The organism is Cellulomonas avistercoris (genome assembly GCF_014836445.1).
Classification (GTDB): domain Bacteria; phylum Actinomycetota; class Actinomycetes; order Actinomycetales; family Cellulomonadaceae; genus Cellulomonas; species Cellulomonas avistercoris.
In genome coordinates this window covers 23,291-38,556 of the sequence record NZ_JACSQV010000007.1, presented here as the reverse complement: position 1 = coordinate 38,556, position 15,266 = coordinate 23,291, and the positions used below count along the sequence as shown (strand labels likewise).

Annotated in this window: 15 protein-coding genes; 5 read left to right on the top strand and 10 right to left on the bottom strand. The window is 74.5% G+C overall.

Annotated features, from left to right (window positions below):
* Window positions 1–29: 29 nt before the first annotated feature.
* The 4 genes from H9657_RS09395 to H9657_RS09380 form a co-directional block, all read right to left on the bottom strand.
* Window positions 30–1,820 (bottom strand): fibronectin type III domain-containing protein, encoded by a 1,791-nt coding sequence (locus H9657_RS09395; RefSeq protein WP_191782706.1) that lies wholly within the window; start codon window positions 1,818–1,820, stop codon window positions 30–32.
* A gap of 169 nt (window positions 1,821–1,989) precedes the next feature.
* The gene (purD, locus tag H9657_RS09390) at window positions 1,990–3,291 is read right to left on the bottom strand and encodes a phosphoribosylamine--glycine ligase (protein ID WP_191782704.1); all 1,302 of its coding nucleotides are present in this window, start codon (window positions 3,289–3,291) and stop codon (window positions 1,990–1,992) included.
* A gap of 52 nt (window positions 3,292–3,343) precedes the next feature.
* The gene (locus H9657_RS09385) at window positions 3,344–4,630 is read right to left on the bottom strand and encodes an adenylosuccinate synthase (protein ID WP_191782703.1); all 1,287 of its coding nucleotides are present in this window, start codon (window positions 4,628–4,630) and stop codon (window positions 3,344–3,346) included.
* 178 nt (window positions 4,631–4,808) lie between these two features.
* On the bottom strand, window positions 4,809–5,225 hold the full coding sequence (locus H9657_RS09380; protein ID WP_191782701.1) for a DUF3151 domain-containing protein: 417 nt from the start codon (window positions 5,223–5,225) through the stop codon (window positions 4,809–4,811).
* Between the two features lie 172 nt (window positions 5,226–5,397).
* Between H9657_RS09380 and H9657_RS09375 the strand changes: the two genes are divergently transcribed.
* Window positions 5,398–5,763 (top strand): STAS domain-containing protein, encoded by a 366-nt coding sequence (locus tag H9657_RS09375; protein WP_191782699.1) that lies wholly within the window; start codon window positions 5,398–5,400, stop codon window positions 5,761–5,763.
* Between the two features lie 29 nt (window positions 5,764–5,792).
* Here H9657_RS09375 and H9657_RS09370 read toward each other — a convergent pair whose 3' ends face one another.
* Entirely contained in the window at window positions 5,793–7,931 is a 2,139-nt protein-coding gene (locus H9657_RS09370; RefSeq protein WP_191782697.1) for a SpoIIE family protein phosphatase, read from the bottom strand.
* 110 nt (window positions 7,932–8,041) lie between these two features.
* Between H9657_RS09370 and H9657_RS09365 the strand changes: the two genes are divergently transcribed.
* Entirely contained in the window at window positions 8,042–8,458 is a 417-nt protein-coding gene (locus H9657_RS09365; protein ID WP_191782695.1) for an STAS domain-containing protein, read from the top strand.
* Between the two features lie 88 nt (window positions 8,459–8,546).
* On the opposite strand, the gene fbaA is transcribed toward H9657_RS09365, so the two are convergent.
* Entirely contained in the window at window positions 8,547–9,569 is a 1,023-nt protein-coding gene (fbaA, locus tag H9657_RS09360) for a class II fructose-bisphosphate aldolase (RefSeq protein ID WP_191782694.1), read from the bottom strand.
* An 88-nt stretch (window positions 9,570–9,657) separates the two neighbouring features.
* Window positions 9,658–10,383 (bottom strand): TrmH family RNA methyltransferase, encoded by a 726-nt coding sequence (locus H9657_RS09355; protein WP_191782692.1) that lies wholly within the window; start codon window positions 10,381–10,383, stop codon window positions 9,658–9,660.
* On the opposite strand from H9657_RS09355, the gene H9657_RS09350 reads away from it, so the two are divergent.
* The 3 genes from H9657_RS09350 (at window position 10,382) to H9657_RS09340 (ending at window position 13,141) form a co-directional block, all read left to right on the top strand.
* Window positions 10,382–11,245, top strand: coding sequence for a VTT domain-containing protein (locus H9657_RS09350; protein WP_191782690.1), 864 nt, complete (start codon window positions 10,382–10,384; stop codon window positions 11,243–11,245). The genes H9657_RS09355 and H9657_RS09350 overlap by 2 nt on opposite strands.
* Window positions 11,242–12,015 (top strand): HAD-IIA family hydrolase, encoded by a 774-nt coding sequence (locus H9657_RS09345; RefSeq protein WP_191782688.1) that lies wholly within the window; start codon window positions 11,242–11,244, stop codon window positions 12,013–12,015. Before H9657_RS09350 ends, H9657_RS09345 begins: the two co-directional genes overlap by 4 nt.
* A 100-nt stretch (window positions 12,016–12,115) precedes the next feature.
* Complete coding sequence (locus H9657_RS09340) at window positions 12,116–13,141, top strand: AAA family ATPase (protein ID WP_191782686.1); 1,026 nt, start codon at window positions 12,116–12,118, stop codon at window positions 13,139–13,141.
* A gap of 73 nt (window positions 13,142–13,214) precedes the next feature.
* On the opposite strand, the gene H9657_RS09335 is transcribed toward H9657_RS09340, so the two are convergent.
* The 3 genes from H9657_RS09335 to pyrE are packed head-to-tail and all read right to left on the bottom strand — an operon-like array spanning window position 13,215 to window position 15,216.
* The gene (locus tag H9657_RS09335) at window positions 13,215–13,781 is read right to left on the bottom strand and encodes a LemA family protein (protein WP_191782684.1); all 567 of its coding nucleotides are present in this window, start codon (window positions 13,779–13,781) and stop codon (window positions 13,215–13,217) included.
* Between the two features lie 8 nt (window positions 13,782–13,789).
* Window positions 13,790–14,644, bottom strand: a complete 855-nt coding sequence (locus tag H9657_RS09330; protein WP_191782682.1) for a hypothetical protein — start codon at window positions 14,642–14,644, stop codon at window positions 13,790–13,792.
* Complete coding sequence (pyrE, locus tag H9657_RS09325) at window positions 14,641–15,216, bottom strand: orotate phosphoribosyltransferase (protein WP_191782680.1); 576 nt, start codon at window positions 15,214–15,216, stop codon at window positions 14,641–14,643. The genes H9657_RS09330 and pyrE overlap by 4 nt, the downstream gene beginning before the upstream one ends.
* Window positions 15,217–15,266: the final 50 nt, after the last annotated feature.

Genomic DNA, 15,266 nt, shown 5'->3' with positions numbered 1-15,266 from the left:
CCCCGCCCCGTGCCCTGCGTGCGTCCGGGTCAGGCGGGCGCGCGCCGGCGGGCGACGAGGACCAGCCCGGCACCCAGCACGATCCACGCCGCCGCGAGACCGGCCGCGCCGGCCGGCTCCGCGCCGGTCACCGCGAGCACGGCGGGCACGCCACCGATCGCCAGGAACGTGCCGTCCGACGCGACCGTGAACGCGACCTCGCTGGTCAGGACGGTCCCGTCGAACGCCACGGCGTTCACGACGACGCGGTGCGCGCCGACCTCGAGGCCCGCGGGCAGGTCGCCCGCCAGGACGATCGTGCCGTCGGCGCCCACGACGCCCGTCGCGAACGTGCGCGGCGTCGAGTGCACGACGAGCGTCACCTCGGAGCCGGGCTGCAGGCCCTGGCCCGTGGCCGTGACCACGGTGCCGGCGACGCGGTCGCCGGGCCGTGCGGCGAGGTCGATGCCGAGGGCGGCGTCGGCGACGGTCACCCGGACCGTCGCGGTCGCCGTCGCCGGCTGCGTGTCCCGGTCGCCCGCCGTGCTCGCGGTGACGACGCAGTCACCCGCACCGGTCCCCGTGAGGACCCCGTCCGCGGCGGTGCACGCACCGGTCGCGCCGAGCGTCACCGGCAGGCCGGACGCGGACGTCGTGACGGGCCGGACCTGCTGGCCGAGGATCAGGTCGGAGACCTCGAGCGTCACGGAGTCGGCGAGCCGCGCGACGTCGAGCTCGAGCGTGCCGGACGACGCCTGCACCTCGTCGGAGCCCGCGTACCGGGCCGTGATCGTCAGCGTGCCACCGGTCGCGACGACGCCGTCGACGACCGCGACGCCGTCCACGAGCTCGAGGTCGTCGTAGGACGTGTCGCCGACGGTGACGTCGACGGTCCCGACGGCGGGGCGGGTGGACGTCCCCTCGTCCAGCGGGCCCTCCGCGCGGCTCCGGTTCTCCTCCTCGTCGTCGCCCGCGTCCGGCTGCTCGGCGACCTCGACGCGCACGTCGAACGTCTGGCCCGCCGCGAGCTCGGCGGGGTCGACCGTGACGGTCGTGGTGGTGGGGACCTGCGGCGTGACGGTCACGGGCGCGGACGCCTCGGACTCGCCGAGCAGGTTGGTCGCGACGACGCGGAACGTGTACGGCTCACCGTTCGTCAGACCCCGGACCGTGACCGCGGTCTCGGGGTCCCAGCCCTGGAGGGTGTCGCACCAGTCCTCCTCCTCGCCGGCAGCCGCGCACAGCACCTCGTAGGTGTCGATGCCACCCGCGAGGTCCGTGGGTGCGGTCCAGGCGAGCGCGACGCCGCCGTCGAGCGGCGTGCCCACGAGGCCGGTGGGCGCGGACGGGACGCGCGTGGAGAACGTGAGCCTCGCGGAGCCCTTGACGAACCAGTCCTCCCCCCCGGTGCGGCTGTACGAGCCGAGTCCGATGAGGTACGTCGTCCCGGCCTCGAGGTCCACGACGAACGCGGCGTCGAGGTCGTTGCGGTCGTCGACCTGCCCGACCATCACGTCGCCGGCCCAGACCTCGAGCGTGTTGTCCCAGAACGGCTCGAGCGACGTGGCGCGGATCGACACCGCGACGTCCGCGGCCGGCGTGAGCGAGTACCACGCGACGTTGTTGCGGTACTGGCCCGTGCCCCGGTCCGAGTCGACGTGGGCGTTGGACGCCACGAACGACTCGTCGAGCGTCGCGATGGGCAGCGGCACGGGATCGATCCGGGTGCCCCCGGGGGTCTCGCTCGCGTGAGCGGCCGTGGGGACGATCATCGCGGCGAGCGCGAGCGTCAGCACGGCGGCGGCGCGCGCGCGTCGGCGGCCGGTGAGGCGGAAGGTCATGTCAGCTCCGGGGACGGGGGCGGGGTTCTGCGGAAGGATCCCGCAGAAAGGGCCCCCCACCAGGACGTTCGTCCCCGTTCGCCCGTAGCCGGTCGCCAATGTCCCGGTACGTCGCCGCACGGTGCACACCGTGCGACACGCACGGGTGACACCCGGTCGGCCCGCCGTGCTACCCCGCTGCCGCCTCGCTGACGGCCAGCGCGATGTCGGTCCGGTGCTGCGCCCCCGCGAGGTTGACCTGGTCGACCGCGACGTACGCGGCGCGGCGCGCCTCCGCAAGAGTCTCCCCCACGCCCACCACGGACAGCACGCGGCCGCCCGCCGACACCAGCAGCGGGTCGTTCAGGGGGTTCTCCGGGTCGTCACCGGTCGTGCGCACGGCCGTGCCGGCGTGCAGGACGTGGACCCCGGGCACCGTCTCGGCCGCGTCCAGGCCCGTGATCGGGTCACCGGTCCGGATCTCCCCCGGGTAGCCGGCGGACGCGACGACGACCGTGACCGCGGCGTCGGCGCGCCAGTGCAGGGGCTCGAGCTCGGCGAGGCGCCCCTGCGCCGCGGCGAGCAGCACGTCGGCGAGGGGCGACGCCAGCCGTGCGAGCACGACCTGCGTCTCCGGGTCGCCGAACCTCGCGTTGAACTCCACGACGCGCAGGCCACGGCTCGTCAGCGCCAGGCCGCAGTACAGGACGCCGACGAAGGGGGTGCCGCGCCGCGCCATCTCGGCGACCGTCGGACGCGCGACCGTCTCGACGACCTCGTCGACGAGTCCCTCGGGCGCCCACGGCAGCGGTGAGTAGGCGCCCATGCCGCCGGTGTTGGGGCCCTGGTCACCGTCGAGCGCGCGCTTGAAGTCCTGCGCGGGCACCAGCGGGACCACGTCGGTGCCGTCGCACAGCACGAACAGGGAGACCTCCGGGCCGTCGAGGTACTCCTCGACGACCACGCTGCCGCCCTCCTTCGCCAGGCACGCGGCCGCGTGGGCGAGCGCCGCCTCGCGGTCGTCCGTGACGACGACGCCCTTGCCCGCGGCGAGCCCGTCCTCCTTGACGACGTACGGCGCGCCGAACGCGTCCAGCGCAGCCGCGACCTCGTCGAGCGTCGTCGCGACGTGCGCGGCGGCCGTCGGCACGCCGGCCGCGGCCATCACGTCCTTGGCGAACGACTTCGACCCCTCGAGCCGCGCAGCCTGCGCCGACGGCCCGAACACGGGGATGCCGGCCGCGCGCACGGCGTCGGCGACGCCCGCGACGAGCGGCGCCTCGGGCCCCACGACGACGAGGTCGACGCCGAGCGACCGCGCGAGCGCCGCGACGGCCTCGCCGTCGAGCGGGTCGACCGCGTGCAGCGTCGCGCGCTGCGCGATCCCGGGGTTGCCCGGGGCCACGTGCACCCCGGTCACACCGGGGTCGAGCGACAGCGTGCGGGCCAGGGCGTGCTCACGGGCACCGGTGCCGACGACGAGGATCTCCACGGCGCACGACCCTACCGGCCGCGCGCGCGGCCTCCCGCCGCGCGTCCGCCGATCAGACGAGCAGCTCGTGCCGGATGATCGTCGCCTCGCGGCCCGGCCCGACGCCCACCGAGGAGATCCGGGTGCCGGACACCTCCTCCAGGAAGTGCAGGTAGCGCTGCGCGGCCTTCGGCAGGTCGTCGAAGTCCCGCGCCCCGGAGATGTCCTCGCTCCAGCCGTCGAGGTACTCGTACACCGGGCGGGCGTGGTGGAAGTCGCTCTGGTCGATCGGCATGTCCTCGACGCGCCGGCCGTCCACGTCGTACGCGACGCAGACCGGCACGCGCTCGCGTCCCGTGAGCACGTCGAGCTTGGTCACCACGAGGTCCGTCAGGCCGTTGACCAGCGACGCGTACCGCACGACGACCGCGTCGTACCAGCCGGTGCGGCGCGGGCGGCCCGTCGTGGTGCCGAACTCGCCGCCCGTCTGGCGCAGCCACTCGCCGTCGTCGTCGAGCAGCTCGGTCGGGAACGGCCCCTCACCCACGCGCGTGGTGTACGCCTTGGCGACGGCCACGACCCGGTCGATGCGCGTCGGCCCGACGCCCGAGCCCGTGCACGCGCCGCCCGCCGTGCAGGCGGACGACGTGACGAACGGGTACGTGCCGTGGTCGACGTCGAGCATGGTCGCCTGCCCGGCCTCGAAGACCAGCGTCTTGTCCTCGTCCAGCGCCCGGTTGAGGTACTGGGGCGTGTCGGCGACGAACGGGCGCAGCCGCTCGGCGTGCCGCAGCAGGTCGTCCAGCGTCTCCTCGACCGTGATGGCGCGGCGGTTGTAGACCTTGACCAGCAGGTGGTTCTTCTGGTCCAGCGCGCCCTCGACCTTCTGGCGCAGGATGCCCTCGTCGAAGAGGTCCTGCACGCGGATGCCGATGCGGTTGATCTTGTCGGCGTACGTCGGGCCGATGCCGCGGCCCGTCGTGCCGATGCGGCGCTTGCCGAGGAACCGCTCCGCGACCTTGTCCATCGTGCGGTTGTACGGCGCGATGACGTGCGCGGCCGACGACACCAGCAGGCGGGACGTGTCGACGCCCCGCGCCTCGAGCGCGTCGATCTCCTCGAACAGCACCTCGATGTCGATGACGACGCCGTTGGCGATCACCGGGACGACGCCGGGCGTGAGGATGCCGGACGGCAGCAGGTGCAGGGCGTACTTCTCGCCCTCGATGACGACCGTGTGCCCCGCGTTGTTGCCGCCGTTGAACTTGACGACGACGTCGGTGCGGTCGCCGAGCTGGTCGGTAGCCTTCCCCTTGCCCTCGTCGCCCCACTGCGCCCCGAGCACCACGACGGCCGGCATGACGATCACCACTTCCCGCTGCCTGCAGTAGGGCTCCGCCCGCAGACGGGCGCGAGCGGGCTCGCGGCGCGGGTGACCCGAGGACGCGCGGCAGTGACGCGTACCTCGCCGAAGGGTACCGGAGGCGCGCGCCGGACCGCGGACCCGCCCACGGGGCGGGCCCGGCGCGTCCACCCCGTCAGCGCAGCGCGGCCACCTCGTCGGCCGACGTCCCGCAGTCCTGCAGGAACTGCCGGCAGCGCTCGGCCTCCGCCGTCTCGCCCAGTGCGTCCGCCGCGGTCGCGAGCGCGAGCAGCGCGCGCAGGAACCCCTGGTTCGGCTCGTGCGCGACGGGGACCGGGCCGCGTCCGCGCCACCCGGCACCGCGCAGCGCGTCCAGGCCGCGGTGGTAGCCGGTGCGCGCGTAGGCGTAGGCGGCGACCGGGTCGTCGGCACGCTCGGCCAGCAGCGCCCAGACCAGCGAGGACGCCGGCGCCGCGGGCACCACCTCGCGAGGGTCCGCGCCGGACGCGAGCGCGGCGCGTGCCGTCGCGTCGGGTCCGTCGGCGGGCAGCAGCGTCGGGGCAGGGCCGTCGAGGAGGTTCTCGTGGGTCATCGCGCCAGTCTCGCACCGGGCCGCCCCGCCGCGGTCCGGGCGCACCCGGACCAACCCACGCGACCCGGACGTGCGGTCGCCGCCCCGGGGCGCCGCCGTTAGAGTCGAACGGTCGACCAGCACGCGTCCCCCGCGGCACCCTCCCCCCGGCCGGCTCGAGCACAGGACAGCCATGATCGAGATCTCGACGTCCTCCACCACCACCACGCTGCTCGTCGCCGGTGACCTCGACCTCGCCGAGCGGGAGCAGTTCCCCGAGGTGACCGCCCGCGTCGTGGGGCTGCGCCGGCAGCTGCTCGTCATCGACATGTGCCGCGTGACGTTCATGGACTCCACGGGCGCGGCGTTCCTCATCTCGCTCGCCGACGCGGGCCGCCGACGCGGTGGCGCGACGGTCCTGCGGGGTGCGGCGGACCGCGACCTGTTCGTCCTGGAGATCTGCGGGGCGCTCGAGCTGTTCCGCATCGACGCTGACCACCACTGCGAGCTGGGCGCCGAGATCCCGAGCAGCCCCGAGGGCGCGCCCGCCCCTGCCTGAGCCGCCACCCCTCCCGCGAGGGTCGGACGCTACGCGCGCCGGGACGGGGAGGGCAGCGAGCCGGGGCGCACCTTCGCCCACACGACCTTGCCGCCGCGTGACTGCCGCCAGCCCCAGTCGGCGAGCCGTTCGACGATCTGCATCCCGAACCCGCCGACGCGCCCGGGGTGCCCGTCGGTCGTGACGGGCGGCGTGGGGTTGTCGTCCTCCACCTCGATGCGCAGACCGTCGCCGGTGTCGTACAGCTGCAGGGCGACGTGGCCCCAGCCGTGCAGCACCGCGTTCGCGACCAGCTCGGACACGATCAGCTCGGCGTTCGCCGCGTCGGGCATCTCCCACGCCTCGCACGTGCGCACCACGGCGTGCCGCGCGCGCCCGATCGACGCCGGCTCGCTCGGCAGCGCCCAGCGCCGCCGACGCGGGCTGACGGCACCCGCCAGGTGGTCGTCCGTGCCCGGCACGCGCAGCACGACCACCGCGACGTCGTCCTCCGGGTGGTCGGCGAGCCGTGAGAGCAGGTCCTCGCCGATCCCGGCCGCGTCCTGCGCGGTGACGGCCGCGGCGACCGCCTCGAGCACCGTCAGCCCGTCGCGCAGGCTGCGGTCGCGCCGCTCGACGAGGCCGTCGGTGTAGTACACGACGACGTCGCCCGGCCCCAGCACGACCTCGTCCGTCGCGCGCCCGCCGGAGCCGAAGCCCACGAGGCGGCCGCCGGTCCCGCGCAGGTGCTCGGCGTGCCCGTCGCGCACCAGCAGCAGGGGCAGGTGGCCGGCGCGCGCGTACTGCAGCACCCACCCGCCCGCGTCGTCGCGCCGCAGCGCGGAGTACACCATGCTGGCGGCGCGCGGGATCCGCATGCCGCCGAAGAGCTGGTCGACGCGGTCCAGCACGGGCCCGGGCGTCGTGATGTCGAAGGCGTAGGACCGCACGACCGACCGCAGCTGACCCATCGTGGCGGCCGCCTCGACGTCGTGCCCCACGACGTCGCCGATGACGACGCTGACCGTCTGCGGGTCGATCTGCAGCACGTCGTACCAGTCGCCGCCGACCTGCGCGTCGTCGGCGTTGGGCGAGTAGTACGTCCACACGTCGAGACCGTCGACCTCGGCCTGCTCCGGCAGCATCGCGCGCTGCAGCGTCTCCGCCAGGCGGTGCTCGCGGTCGTACAGGCGCACGTTGTCGATGGACAGCCCGACGCGGCGCGCGACGAGCTCGACGACCGTGCGCTCCGACGCCCCCAGCGCGGCGCGCCCGCCGCCACCGTGCGGACGCACGACGAGGATGCCGACGGTGCGGCGCCGCCCGGGGACGGGCTGCACGACCACGCGGTCGCCGCCGTCCGGCCCGTCGGCCCGGCCCGACCCCTCCGCGGCGAGGGTGCGGGACAGCCACTGCGAGTAGGTGCCCTCGGGGTGGTCGGCGGCCAGGTCGAGCTCGACGAGGCCGTCGCGCGCACCGGACAGCAGCTGGCCGACGGGGTCCAGGGGGCAGCGCGACAGCAGCCGCCCGGACGGGCCGTGGTGCCGCACCGCACCGCCGCGGCCGGCCTCGAGGCCGTCGGCGGACCACAGCCCGTGGTCGTACAGGAAGAAGTGCGCACGGTCGACCACCTGCGACTCCAGCAGGTTCGCGATCTCCCGCAGGCCGTGCGGCTCGTCGACGTCCATCAGCAGGTCGGAGACCCGCGCGATGAGCGACAGGCTCCGTCGCTCGCGGCGCTCCTCGGCCACGAGCGCCGCCTGCTCGGCCGACGCGGTGAGCTCGGCCGTGAGGTCCTGGACGGCCGCGACGAACGTGCCGCCGGGCACGCCGGGCCCCGGCGGCACGGGCGAGACGTGCACGACGCAGCGCACGTCGGCACCGTCGCCGCGCCGCAGCACCACGGGGTGCGTCGACGGGCCGCGCGAGACCGCCCGGACGGCGTCCGGGTCGCTCGGCCGCACGCGCGGGTCGGCCAGCACGTCGACGCCGACGAGGTCCTGCGGGGCGTGGCCGAGGGCCTGCGCGAGCGCGTCGTTGACCCACACGACGTGCGCGCCGGTGCGCGTGGCGTGCAGCAGGGCCATGGGCACCTGGGTGGCACCGAGAGCCGCGCCGAGCACCTGCCGCGACGCGGGAGGGCCCCCGGCAGCACCACCCGCGGCCGGGTCGGGCGTAGGCTCGGGCATCGGTTCGATGGCGTGGGAGTTGACCTCCACCACCTCCGATCGTCTAGCGTGCCGAACGACGGACGGCTCGACCACCCCGGTGAGCCCCGCCAGCGCCCGGAAGGAGCATCGTGCGAGACGTTAACAGTCCTTCCACCGACCAGGACGCCGCCACGTCGGACGCGACCGAAGCGACGACCGTCGGGGAACCCGGCGCCGTGCAGGTCATCGTGGGTACGGACCGGACCCGCATCGTCCTGTCGGGCGAGGTCGACGCGGACCTCGGCCCCGAGCTGCAGGAGGCCACCGCCGAGGCGGAGCAGCGCGGTCTGCCCATCGAGGTCGACGCGCACCACGTGACGTTCATGGACTCCTCGGGCGTGGCCTTCCTCGCCCGCCTGTCCATCCGCAGCGAGCACCGGGTCCGCCTGCTGCGCGTGCCGCCGACCGTGCGGTTCCTGCTGGAGGTCACCCGCATCGGCGAGCTCCTGGACGTCGTCGACGACGACGGCGCGGAGCCCTTCGAGCCGGTGGACTCCCCCGGCTGACCCTGCGTCCCGCCTGACGCGGACCTGACGCCGACGGCCCCGGACCCCCTTGCGGGGACCGGGGCCGTCGGCGTCGGGCGTGCGGTGGTCAGGAGATGCGGGTGCCCGCCGACCGCAGCTGCTGGCAGGCCTCGACGACGCGCGCGGCCATGCCGGCCTCGGCGAGCTTGCCCCAGGCGCGCGGGTCGTACGCCTTCTTGTTGCCGACCTCGCCGTCGATCTTCAGGACGCCGTCGTAGTTCGTGAACATGTGGCCGACGACCGGACGCGTGAACGCGTACTGCGTGTCGGTGTCGATGTTCATCTTGATGACGCCGTTGTCGACCGCCTCGGCGATCTCGGCGGCCGTCGAGCCGGACCCGCCGTGGAAGACGAGGTCGAACGGGGACTCCTTGCCGATCTTGGCGCCGACCTCACGCTGGATGTCCGCGAGGATCGACGGGCGCAGCTTGACGGCACCCGGCTTGTACACGCCGTGCACGTTGCCGAACGTCAGGGCCGTCAGGTAGCGGCCCTTCTCGCCGGCGCCGAGGGCCTCGACCGTCTTGAGGCCGTCCTCGGCCGTCGTGTAGAGCTTCTCGTTGATCTCGGCCTCGTGGCCGTCCTCCTCGCCACCGACGACGCCGACCTCGATCTCGAGGATCGTGCGGGCCGCGCGCGAGCGCTCGAGCAGCTCGGCGGCGATGACGAGGTTCTCCTCGAGGGGGATGTCCGAGCCGTCGAACATGTGCGACTGGAACGTCGGGTTCTCGCCGCGCTTGACCTGCTCGGCCTCGAGCTCGAGCAGCGGGCGGACCCACGAGTCGAGGTTCTTCTTGACGCAGTGGTCCGTGTGCAGCGCGATCGTGACGCCGTAGTGCTTGGCGACCTCGGTCGCGTACGCCGCGAGCGCGAGCGTGCCGCTGACGCGGTTCTTGATCGTCGAGCCGGAGGCGTACTCGGCGCCACCGACGGAGACCTGGATGATGCCGTCCGACTCGGCCTCCGCGAAGCCCTGGATGGCGGCGGTGACGGTCTGGGACGACGTGATGTTCACGGCGGGGTAGGCGAACTTGCCCGCCTTCGCCCGGTCGATCATCTCGGCGTAGACCTCGGGGGTTGCGATCGGCATCGCGGCATCTCCTGGTGTTCGGGGTGGGGTACCCCCCGAGTCTGCCACCACCGGCCCCCGGGCGTTCCGGGACGTCCACCGGGACCCGTCAGCCGTGCCGCACGAGCCACGTGTGCATGGCGATCGCGGCGGCCGCCCCCGCGTTGAGCGAGCGCGTGCTGCCGTGCTGCGTGATGTGCAGGACGACGTCGCACACCGCCTGGGCGCCCTCGGTCAGGCCGGTGGACTCCTGCCCGAGCAGCAGCACGCACCGGGGCGGCAGGACGTGCGTCTCGAGGGCCACCGAGCCCGGCACGTTGTCGATGCCGACGATCGGCAGGCGCGTGCCGCCCGGCCCGGCCCCGGCGGCCCACGTCGCGAGCGCGGCCGCGTCCGGGTGGTGGTGGACGTGCAGGTAGCGGTCGGTGACCATGGCGCCGCGGCGGTTCCAGCGGCGCCGGCCGACGACGTGGACGCCCGCGCTGTTGAAGGCGTTCGCGGTCCGCACGACCGAGCCGATGTTGAGGTCGTGCGCCCAGTTCTCGATGGCCACGTGGAACGGGTGCCGGCGCGTGTCGAGGTCGGCCACGATCGCCTCGACCGTCCAGTACCGGTAGGCGTCGACGACGTTGCGGCGGTCGCCGTGCGCCAGCAGCTCGGGGTCGTACCGCGGGTCGTCGGGCCACGCGTCGGGCCCGCCGGGCCACGGCCCGACGCCGACGTCGGGCACCTGGTGCGCGTCCTGCGGATGGCCGCTGTCGTCCGTCACCCCCCGATCCTCCCCGACCGGGAGACCGCCCCCCGCGTCCCGGGTGCGCCGTACGCTGGACCTCATGCTGACGACGACGGTGCTCACCGCCGCCCTGACCGACGCGACCGTGCCGCTCCTGGCGGGAGGTCCGCTGCCCGCGCTGGGACCGGACTTCCTCGACCCGGACCACCTGATCAGCTCGTTCGGGACGGCCGTGGTCGTCGGCATCGTCGCCGTCATCTTCATCGAGACGGGCCTGCTGTTCCCGTTCCTCCCCGGCGACTCGCTGCTCTTCACCGCCGGCGCCCTCGTCGCGCAGGACAAGTTCCCGGTCCACATCAACATCTTCGTGCTCTGCCTCATGCTGTTCGCCGCGGCGTTCGTCGGGGACCAGGTGGCGTACGTGATCGGCCGCCGGCTGGGCCCGAAGGTGTTCAGCCGCCCGGACTCGCGCTTCTTCAAGCAGAAGTACATCGACCAGACGTACGCGTACTTCGACAAGTACGGCGGCCGCACGATCATCGTGGCGCGCTTCGTGCCCTTCGTGCGGACGTACGCGCCCGTCGCGGCCGGCGTCGGCAAGATGAACTACCGGCACTTCGTGTCCTACAACGTCGTCGGCGCGCTCCTGTGGGGCGTCGGCGTGACGCTGCTGGGCTACTGGCTGGGCAACTTCACGTTCATCAAGAACAACATCGAGGCCCTGCTGATCGTCATCGTCGGCGTCTCGGTGCTGCCCGTCGCCTTCGAGCTCTGGCGCGCGCGGCGCAAGGAGAGCACCGGCGAGACGGTCGAGGGCCGCGACACCGACTACGACGAGCCCGTCGAGCGCGCGGCCGTCGAGCGCGAGGTCTTCGGTGCGGCGGCGACCGCGCCCGTGCCGGGCCAGGCGGGCACGCAGGTCGTCGAGGACGGCGGCGAGACGGGGCCGGAGCCGCGGCGATGACGCGGGAGATCCGGTCGTGGCTGTCCGACATGGACGGCGTCCTGGTGCACGAGGGGACGGCGCTGCCGGGTGCCGCGGAGTTCGTCGACGCGCTCAAGGCCGCCGAGCGGCCGTTCCTCATCCTCACCAACAACTCGATCTTCACGCCGCGTGACCTGTGCGCACGCCTCGCCGCGACGGGGATCGACGTGCCCGAGCGGTCCATCTGGACGTCCGCGCTGGCCACGGCGCAGTTCCTCACGGACCAGATGCCCGGCGGGTCGGCCTACGTCATCGGCGAGGCCGGCCTGACGACTGCCCTGCACGAGGGCGGGTACACCCTGACGGCCGCCCGCCCGGACTTCGTCGTCCTCGGCGAGACGCGCACGTACTCGTTCGAGGCGATCACCCAGGCGGTGCGCCTCATCCAGGGCGGCGCCCGGTTCATCGCCACGAACCCCGACGTCACCGGGCCCAGCGCCGAGGGGGACGTGCCGGCCACCGGCGCCGTCGCCGCGATGATCTCCGCCGCGACGGGCCGCAAGCCCTACTTCGTGGGCAAGCCCAACCCCATGATGATCCGCTCCGCGCTCAACCGGATCGACGCGCACTCGGAGACGACCGTCATGGTCGGCGACCGCATGGACACCGACGTGGTCGCGGGCATCGAGGCGGGCCTGCGCACCTACCTCGTGCTGACGGGCTCGACGCGCGCCTCCGACGTCGAGCGCTTCCCGTTCCGGCCCACCGCCGTGCGTGACTCGGTGCAGGACCTCATCGAGCTCGTCTGACCGACGTCCGTCCCCTCGGGGTGCCGATCGGCCCCGGTCACCGGCCCGCCGGGGCCGTTCGTCCCGGTGACGCCGCCCCACCAGGGGTCACCCTGGGACCATGCGCAACAGCGAGCTCGCCCGGGTGCTCCGCGCGGCCAACCCCTGGTGGTCGCGCCGCCGGCGCGCGACCTGGGTGCTCGACGACGACGAGCTCGCCACGCGCGCACGCCACGAGTGGGCGCCCGCGACGGCCGGGGCACGCGCCGCGCTCGCCCCTCTCGCGGACGGTCCGCTCCCCGGCACCGTCACGCTCGTGGTCGGGCCGCGCGGTGTCGGCAAGACGACGGCGGTCAAGGACGTCGTGGCCCACCTCGTCGCCGACCCCGCCACCGACCCGCGGTGCGTCGTGCTGGTCCCCGCGCAGCTCACCGACGCCGACGGGACGCTCACGGACCTCGAGCCGTCCGACCTCGCGACGGCCGTGCGCACCCCCACGCGGACGGGTGCACCGGCGTGCGACGGGCCGCGCGTCCTCGTCGTCGACGAGGTCGGCGCGGTCGCGGGGTGGCCGCGCGTGCTGGCGGACGCGGCACGACGCGGCGACCAGGTGGTCGCGACCACGTCGGTCCTCGACCCCGACGACCTGGCCGCGCTGGAGGCCGCCTGCCCCGCCGGCAGCCTGACGGTGCGCCGCCTGCAGCCCGCGAGCCTGTCCGAGGTGCTGGGTGCGCGCCCGACGGACGACGTCGGTGACGTGCGGGCCGCCTACCTGCGCCACGGCGGCCTGCCGCGCGCGGTCGCGGAGCACCGCGACCTGGGCGACGTGAGCCCGGAGCTCGTCGCCGCGCTCGCGGCCGGCCTGCACCGGGACGTCTGCCGCGGCGTGGACGGCTGCCCCCTCGACCTGCTGCTGTCGAGCGTCTGCGCGACGACCGACCGCTTCGTCGAGCCCGAGCCGCTCGCGCGCCTGCTCGGCCTGTCCACGCCCGAGGTCGGCCGGCTGCTCGCGCGCCTCGAGCACGCGCACGTGCTCGACCCGCGCCGCGGCCTCGTCGACCCCCTGCTGCACCGCCTGCCCTCGCTCATCGCGCCCGAGCGTCACGTCGCGCCGACGGCCCAGCACATCGCGACGTTCTCGCACTGACCCGGCACGACGAGACCGGCACGACGAGGCCCGCCCCCCGCTCGCAGCGGGGAGGCGGGCCTCGTCGTCGCCGTCAGAAGCCGACGGCGGGTGCCTGGCGGATCTGCGGGTCGTCCACCTCGAAGTACTCGGCGCGCGTGAACCCGAACATCCGCGCGATCACGTTGGCCGGGAACGACTCGACCTTGGTGTTCAGCTCACGGACGTTCGCGTTGTAGAACCGGCGGCCCGCGGCGATGCGGTCCTCGGTGTTGGCGAGCTCGGCCTGCAGCTGCTGGAAGTTCTCGCTCGCGCGCAGCACCGGGTAGTTCTCGGCCACCGCGAGCAGCCTGCCCAGCGCCGAGTTCAGCGCGTTCTCCTGCACCGCCTGCTCGGCGGGCCCGGCCGCCGGCCCGGCGGCGGCCGCGCGGGCCCGCGTGACCTCGTCGAACACGCCGCGCTCGTGCGCCGCGTACCCCTTGACCGTCTCGACGAGGTTGGGGATCAGGTCGTGCCGGCGGTGCAGCTCGACGTCGATCTGCCGCCAGGACTCCTGCACGAGGTTGCGCAGCCGGACGAACCCGTTGTAGAGCACGACCGCCCACAGCAGGAGCAGGACGACGACGGCGATGACGACCACGGCGGCGATGGTGCCGTTCACGAGGGCTCCTAGGGGGTGCGAGGTGCCCCGATCGTACCGGCCGGGTCGTGACCGTGGTCCTGCCAGACGTGGCGCGGCACGGCGTCGGCGATCGCCCCCAGCAGCATCAGCCGCCCGGCGACGCGGTCGACGTCGGTGCGTCCGTCGTCCCAGGTCACGAGCCACGTGCCCTCGATGCGCCACGGCCGGCCGAGAGCGTCGGACCGCAGCAGCCGCTCCATCAGCCGGGGGTGCAGCACGGCGTGCGCCGTGCGCTCGTCGGCGGCCACGACGCGGTACTCGCGGTTGAACGCCGCGAGCTCGAGCTGCAGGTCCTTGCCGCCGGCGAGCTTGACGAGCCGCGCCCCGACGCCCTCGGCGGTCACCTCGAGCCTCGGCAGGTACGCCGGCAGCCGCAGCGCCACGACGTGCGCGTACGACGTGCTCCGCTCCTTGCCCGTGCCGGTGACCCACCGGTACGTGAACGAGACCGCCGGACGGCCCTGCCAGTCGCGGCGCATCACCTCGATCGCCGCGTGGGAGTCGCCGGTGCTGAACGGCACGCCGGTCTGGATGCGCTCGAGCCCGCGGTCGTACCGCACGTAGTCCCAGCCGTTGAGGCTCCCCCACGCCGCGAGCCGCTCGTGACGACGCTGCTGCCAGCGGTTGCCGAGCCACGCGACGACGGGCCCCACGACCGCCACCACCACGAGCAGCACGACCTCGGGCCCGCCGAGGCTCATCCGCGTCAGGACGAGGTAGCCGATCCCGACGGTCCACAGGGCGACGACGCCGGTCAGCACCGCGCGCCGCCCGCGCCGCCGCGCCGGTCCGCCCGCCGCGGGGCCCGGTGGTCCGGGCGCCCGCGGCGGGGTGGGGGTCATGCCAGGCCCAGGTCGGTCAGGTCGAGCAGGTGGTGGTAGGAGACCCCGAGCGCCTCGATCGCCTCGCGCGCGCCCGTGGCGCGGTCGACGATCGTCGCGACCGCGACGACCTCGCCACCGGCCTCGCGCACGGCCTCCACGGCGGTGATGGCGGACCCGCCCGTGGTCGACGTGTCCTCGACGACGACCACGCGACGACCGGCGACGTCCGGTCCCTCGATGCGGCGCTGCAGGCCGTGGGCCTTGCCCGCCTTGCGCACGACGAACGCGTCGAGGTCCTGCCCGCGCGACGCGGCCGCGTGCAGCAGCGCCGTGGCGACCGGGTCGGCCCCGAGGGTCAGCCCGCCGACCGCGTCGATCTCCGCGGTGCCGAGGCCGGCCTCCTCGAGCAGGTCGAGCAGGAGGTGCCCGATGAGGGGCGCGGCGCGGTGGTGGAGCGTCGCCCGGCGCAGGTCGACGTAGTAGTCGGCCTCCTTGCCGGACGAGAGCGTCACCCGGCCGTGCACCACGGCGAGGTCACGGACGAGGGCGATGAGCTGGTCGCGGGGCGTTGCGGCGGGGGCGTCGGTCACGGCCCGAGATTACCGGCCCGACCGCCCGCCGACGCCCGCCGTCCGGGTCG

Coding starts and splice junctions, on each gene's coding strand:
- H9657_RS09340 (WP_191782686.1), top strand. CDS start 12,116: ATGCGCAACAGCGAGCTCGCCCGGGTGCTCCGCGCGGCCAACCCCTGG.
- fbaA (WP_191782694.1), bottom strand. CDS start 9,569: ATGCCGATCGCAACCCCCGAGGTCTACGCCGAGATGATCGACCGGGCG.
- H9657_RS09350 (WP_191782690.1), top strand. CDS start 10,382: ATGCTGACGACGACGGTGCTCACCGCCGCCCTGACCGACGCGACCGTG.
- H9657_RS09370 (WP_191782697.1), bottom strand. CDS start 7,931: ATGCCCGAGCCTACGCCCGACCCGGCCGCGGGTGGTGCTGCCGGGGGC.
- H9657_RS09385 (WP_191782703.1), bottom strand. CDS start 4,630: ATGCCGGCCGTCGTGGTGCTCGGGGCGCAGTGGGGCGACGAGGGCAAG.
- H9657_RS09330 (WP_191782682.1), bottom strand. CDS start 14,644: ATGACCCCCACCCCGCCGCGGGCGCCCGGACCACCGGGCCCCGCGGCG.
- H9657_RS09395 (WP_191782706.1), bottom strand. CDS start 1,820: ATGACCTTCCGCCTCACCGGCCGCCGACGCGCGCGCGCCGCCGCCGTG.
- H9657_RS09375 (WP_191782699.1), top strand. CDS start 5,398: ATGATCGAGATCTCGACGTCCTCCACCACCACCACGCTGCTCGTCGCC.
- H9657_RS09345 (WP_191782688.1), top strand. CDS start 11,242: ATGACGCGGGAGATCCGGTCGTGGCTGTCCGACATGGACGGCGTCCTG.
- H9657_RS09380 (WP_191782701.1), bottom strand. CDS start 5,225: ATGACCCACGAGAACCTCCTCGACGGCCCTGCCCCGACGCTGCTGCCC.
- H9657_RS09355 (WP_191782692.1), bottom strand. CDS start 10,383: ATGAGGTCCAGCGTACGGCGCACCCGGGACGCGGGGGGCGGTCTCCCG.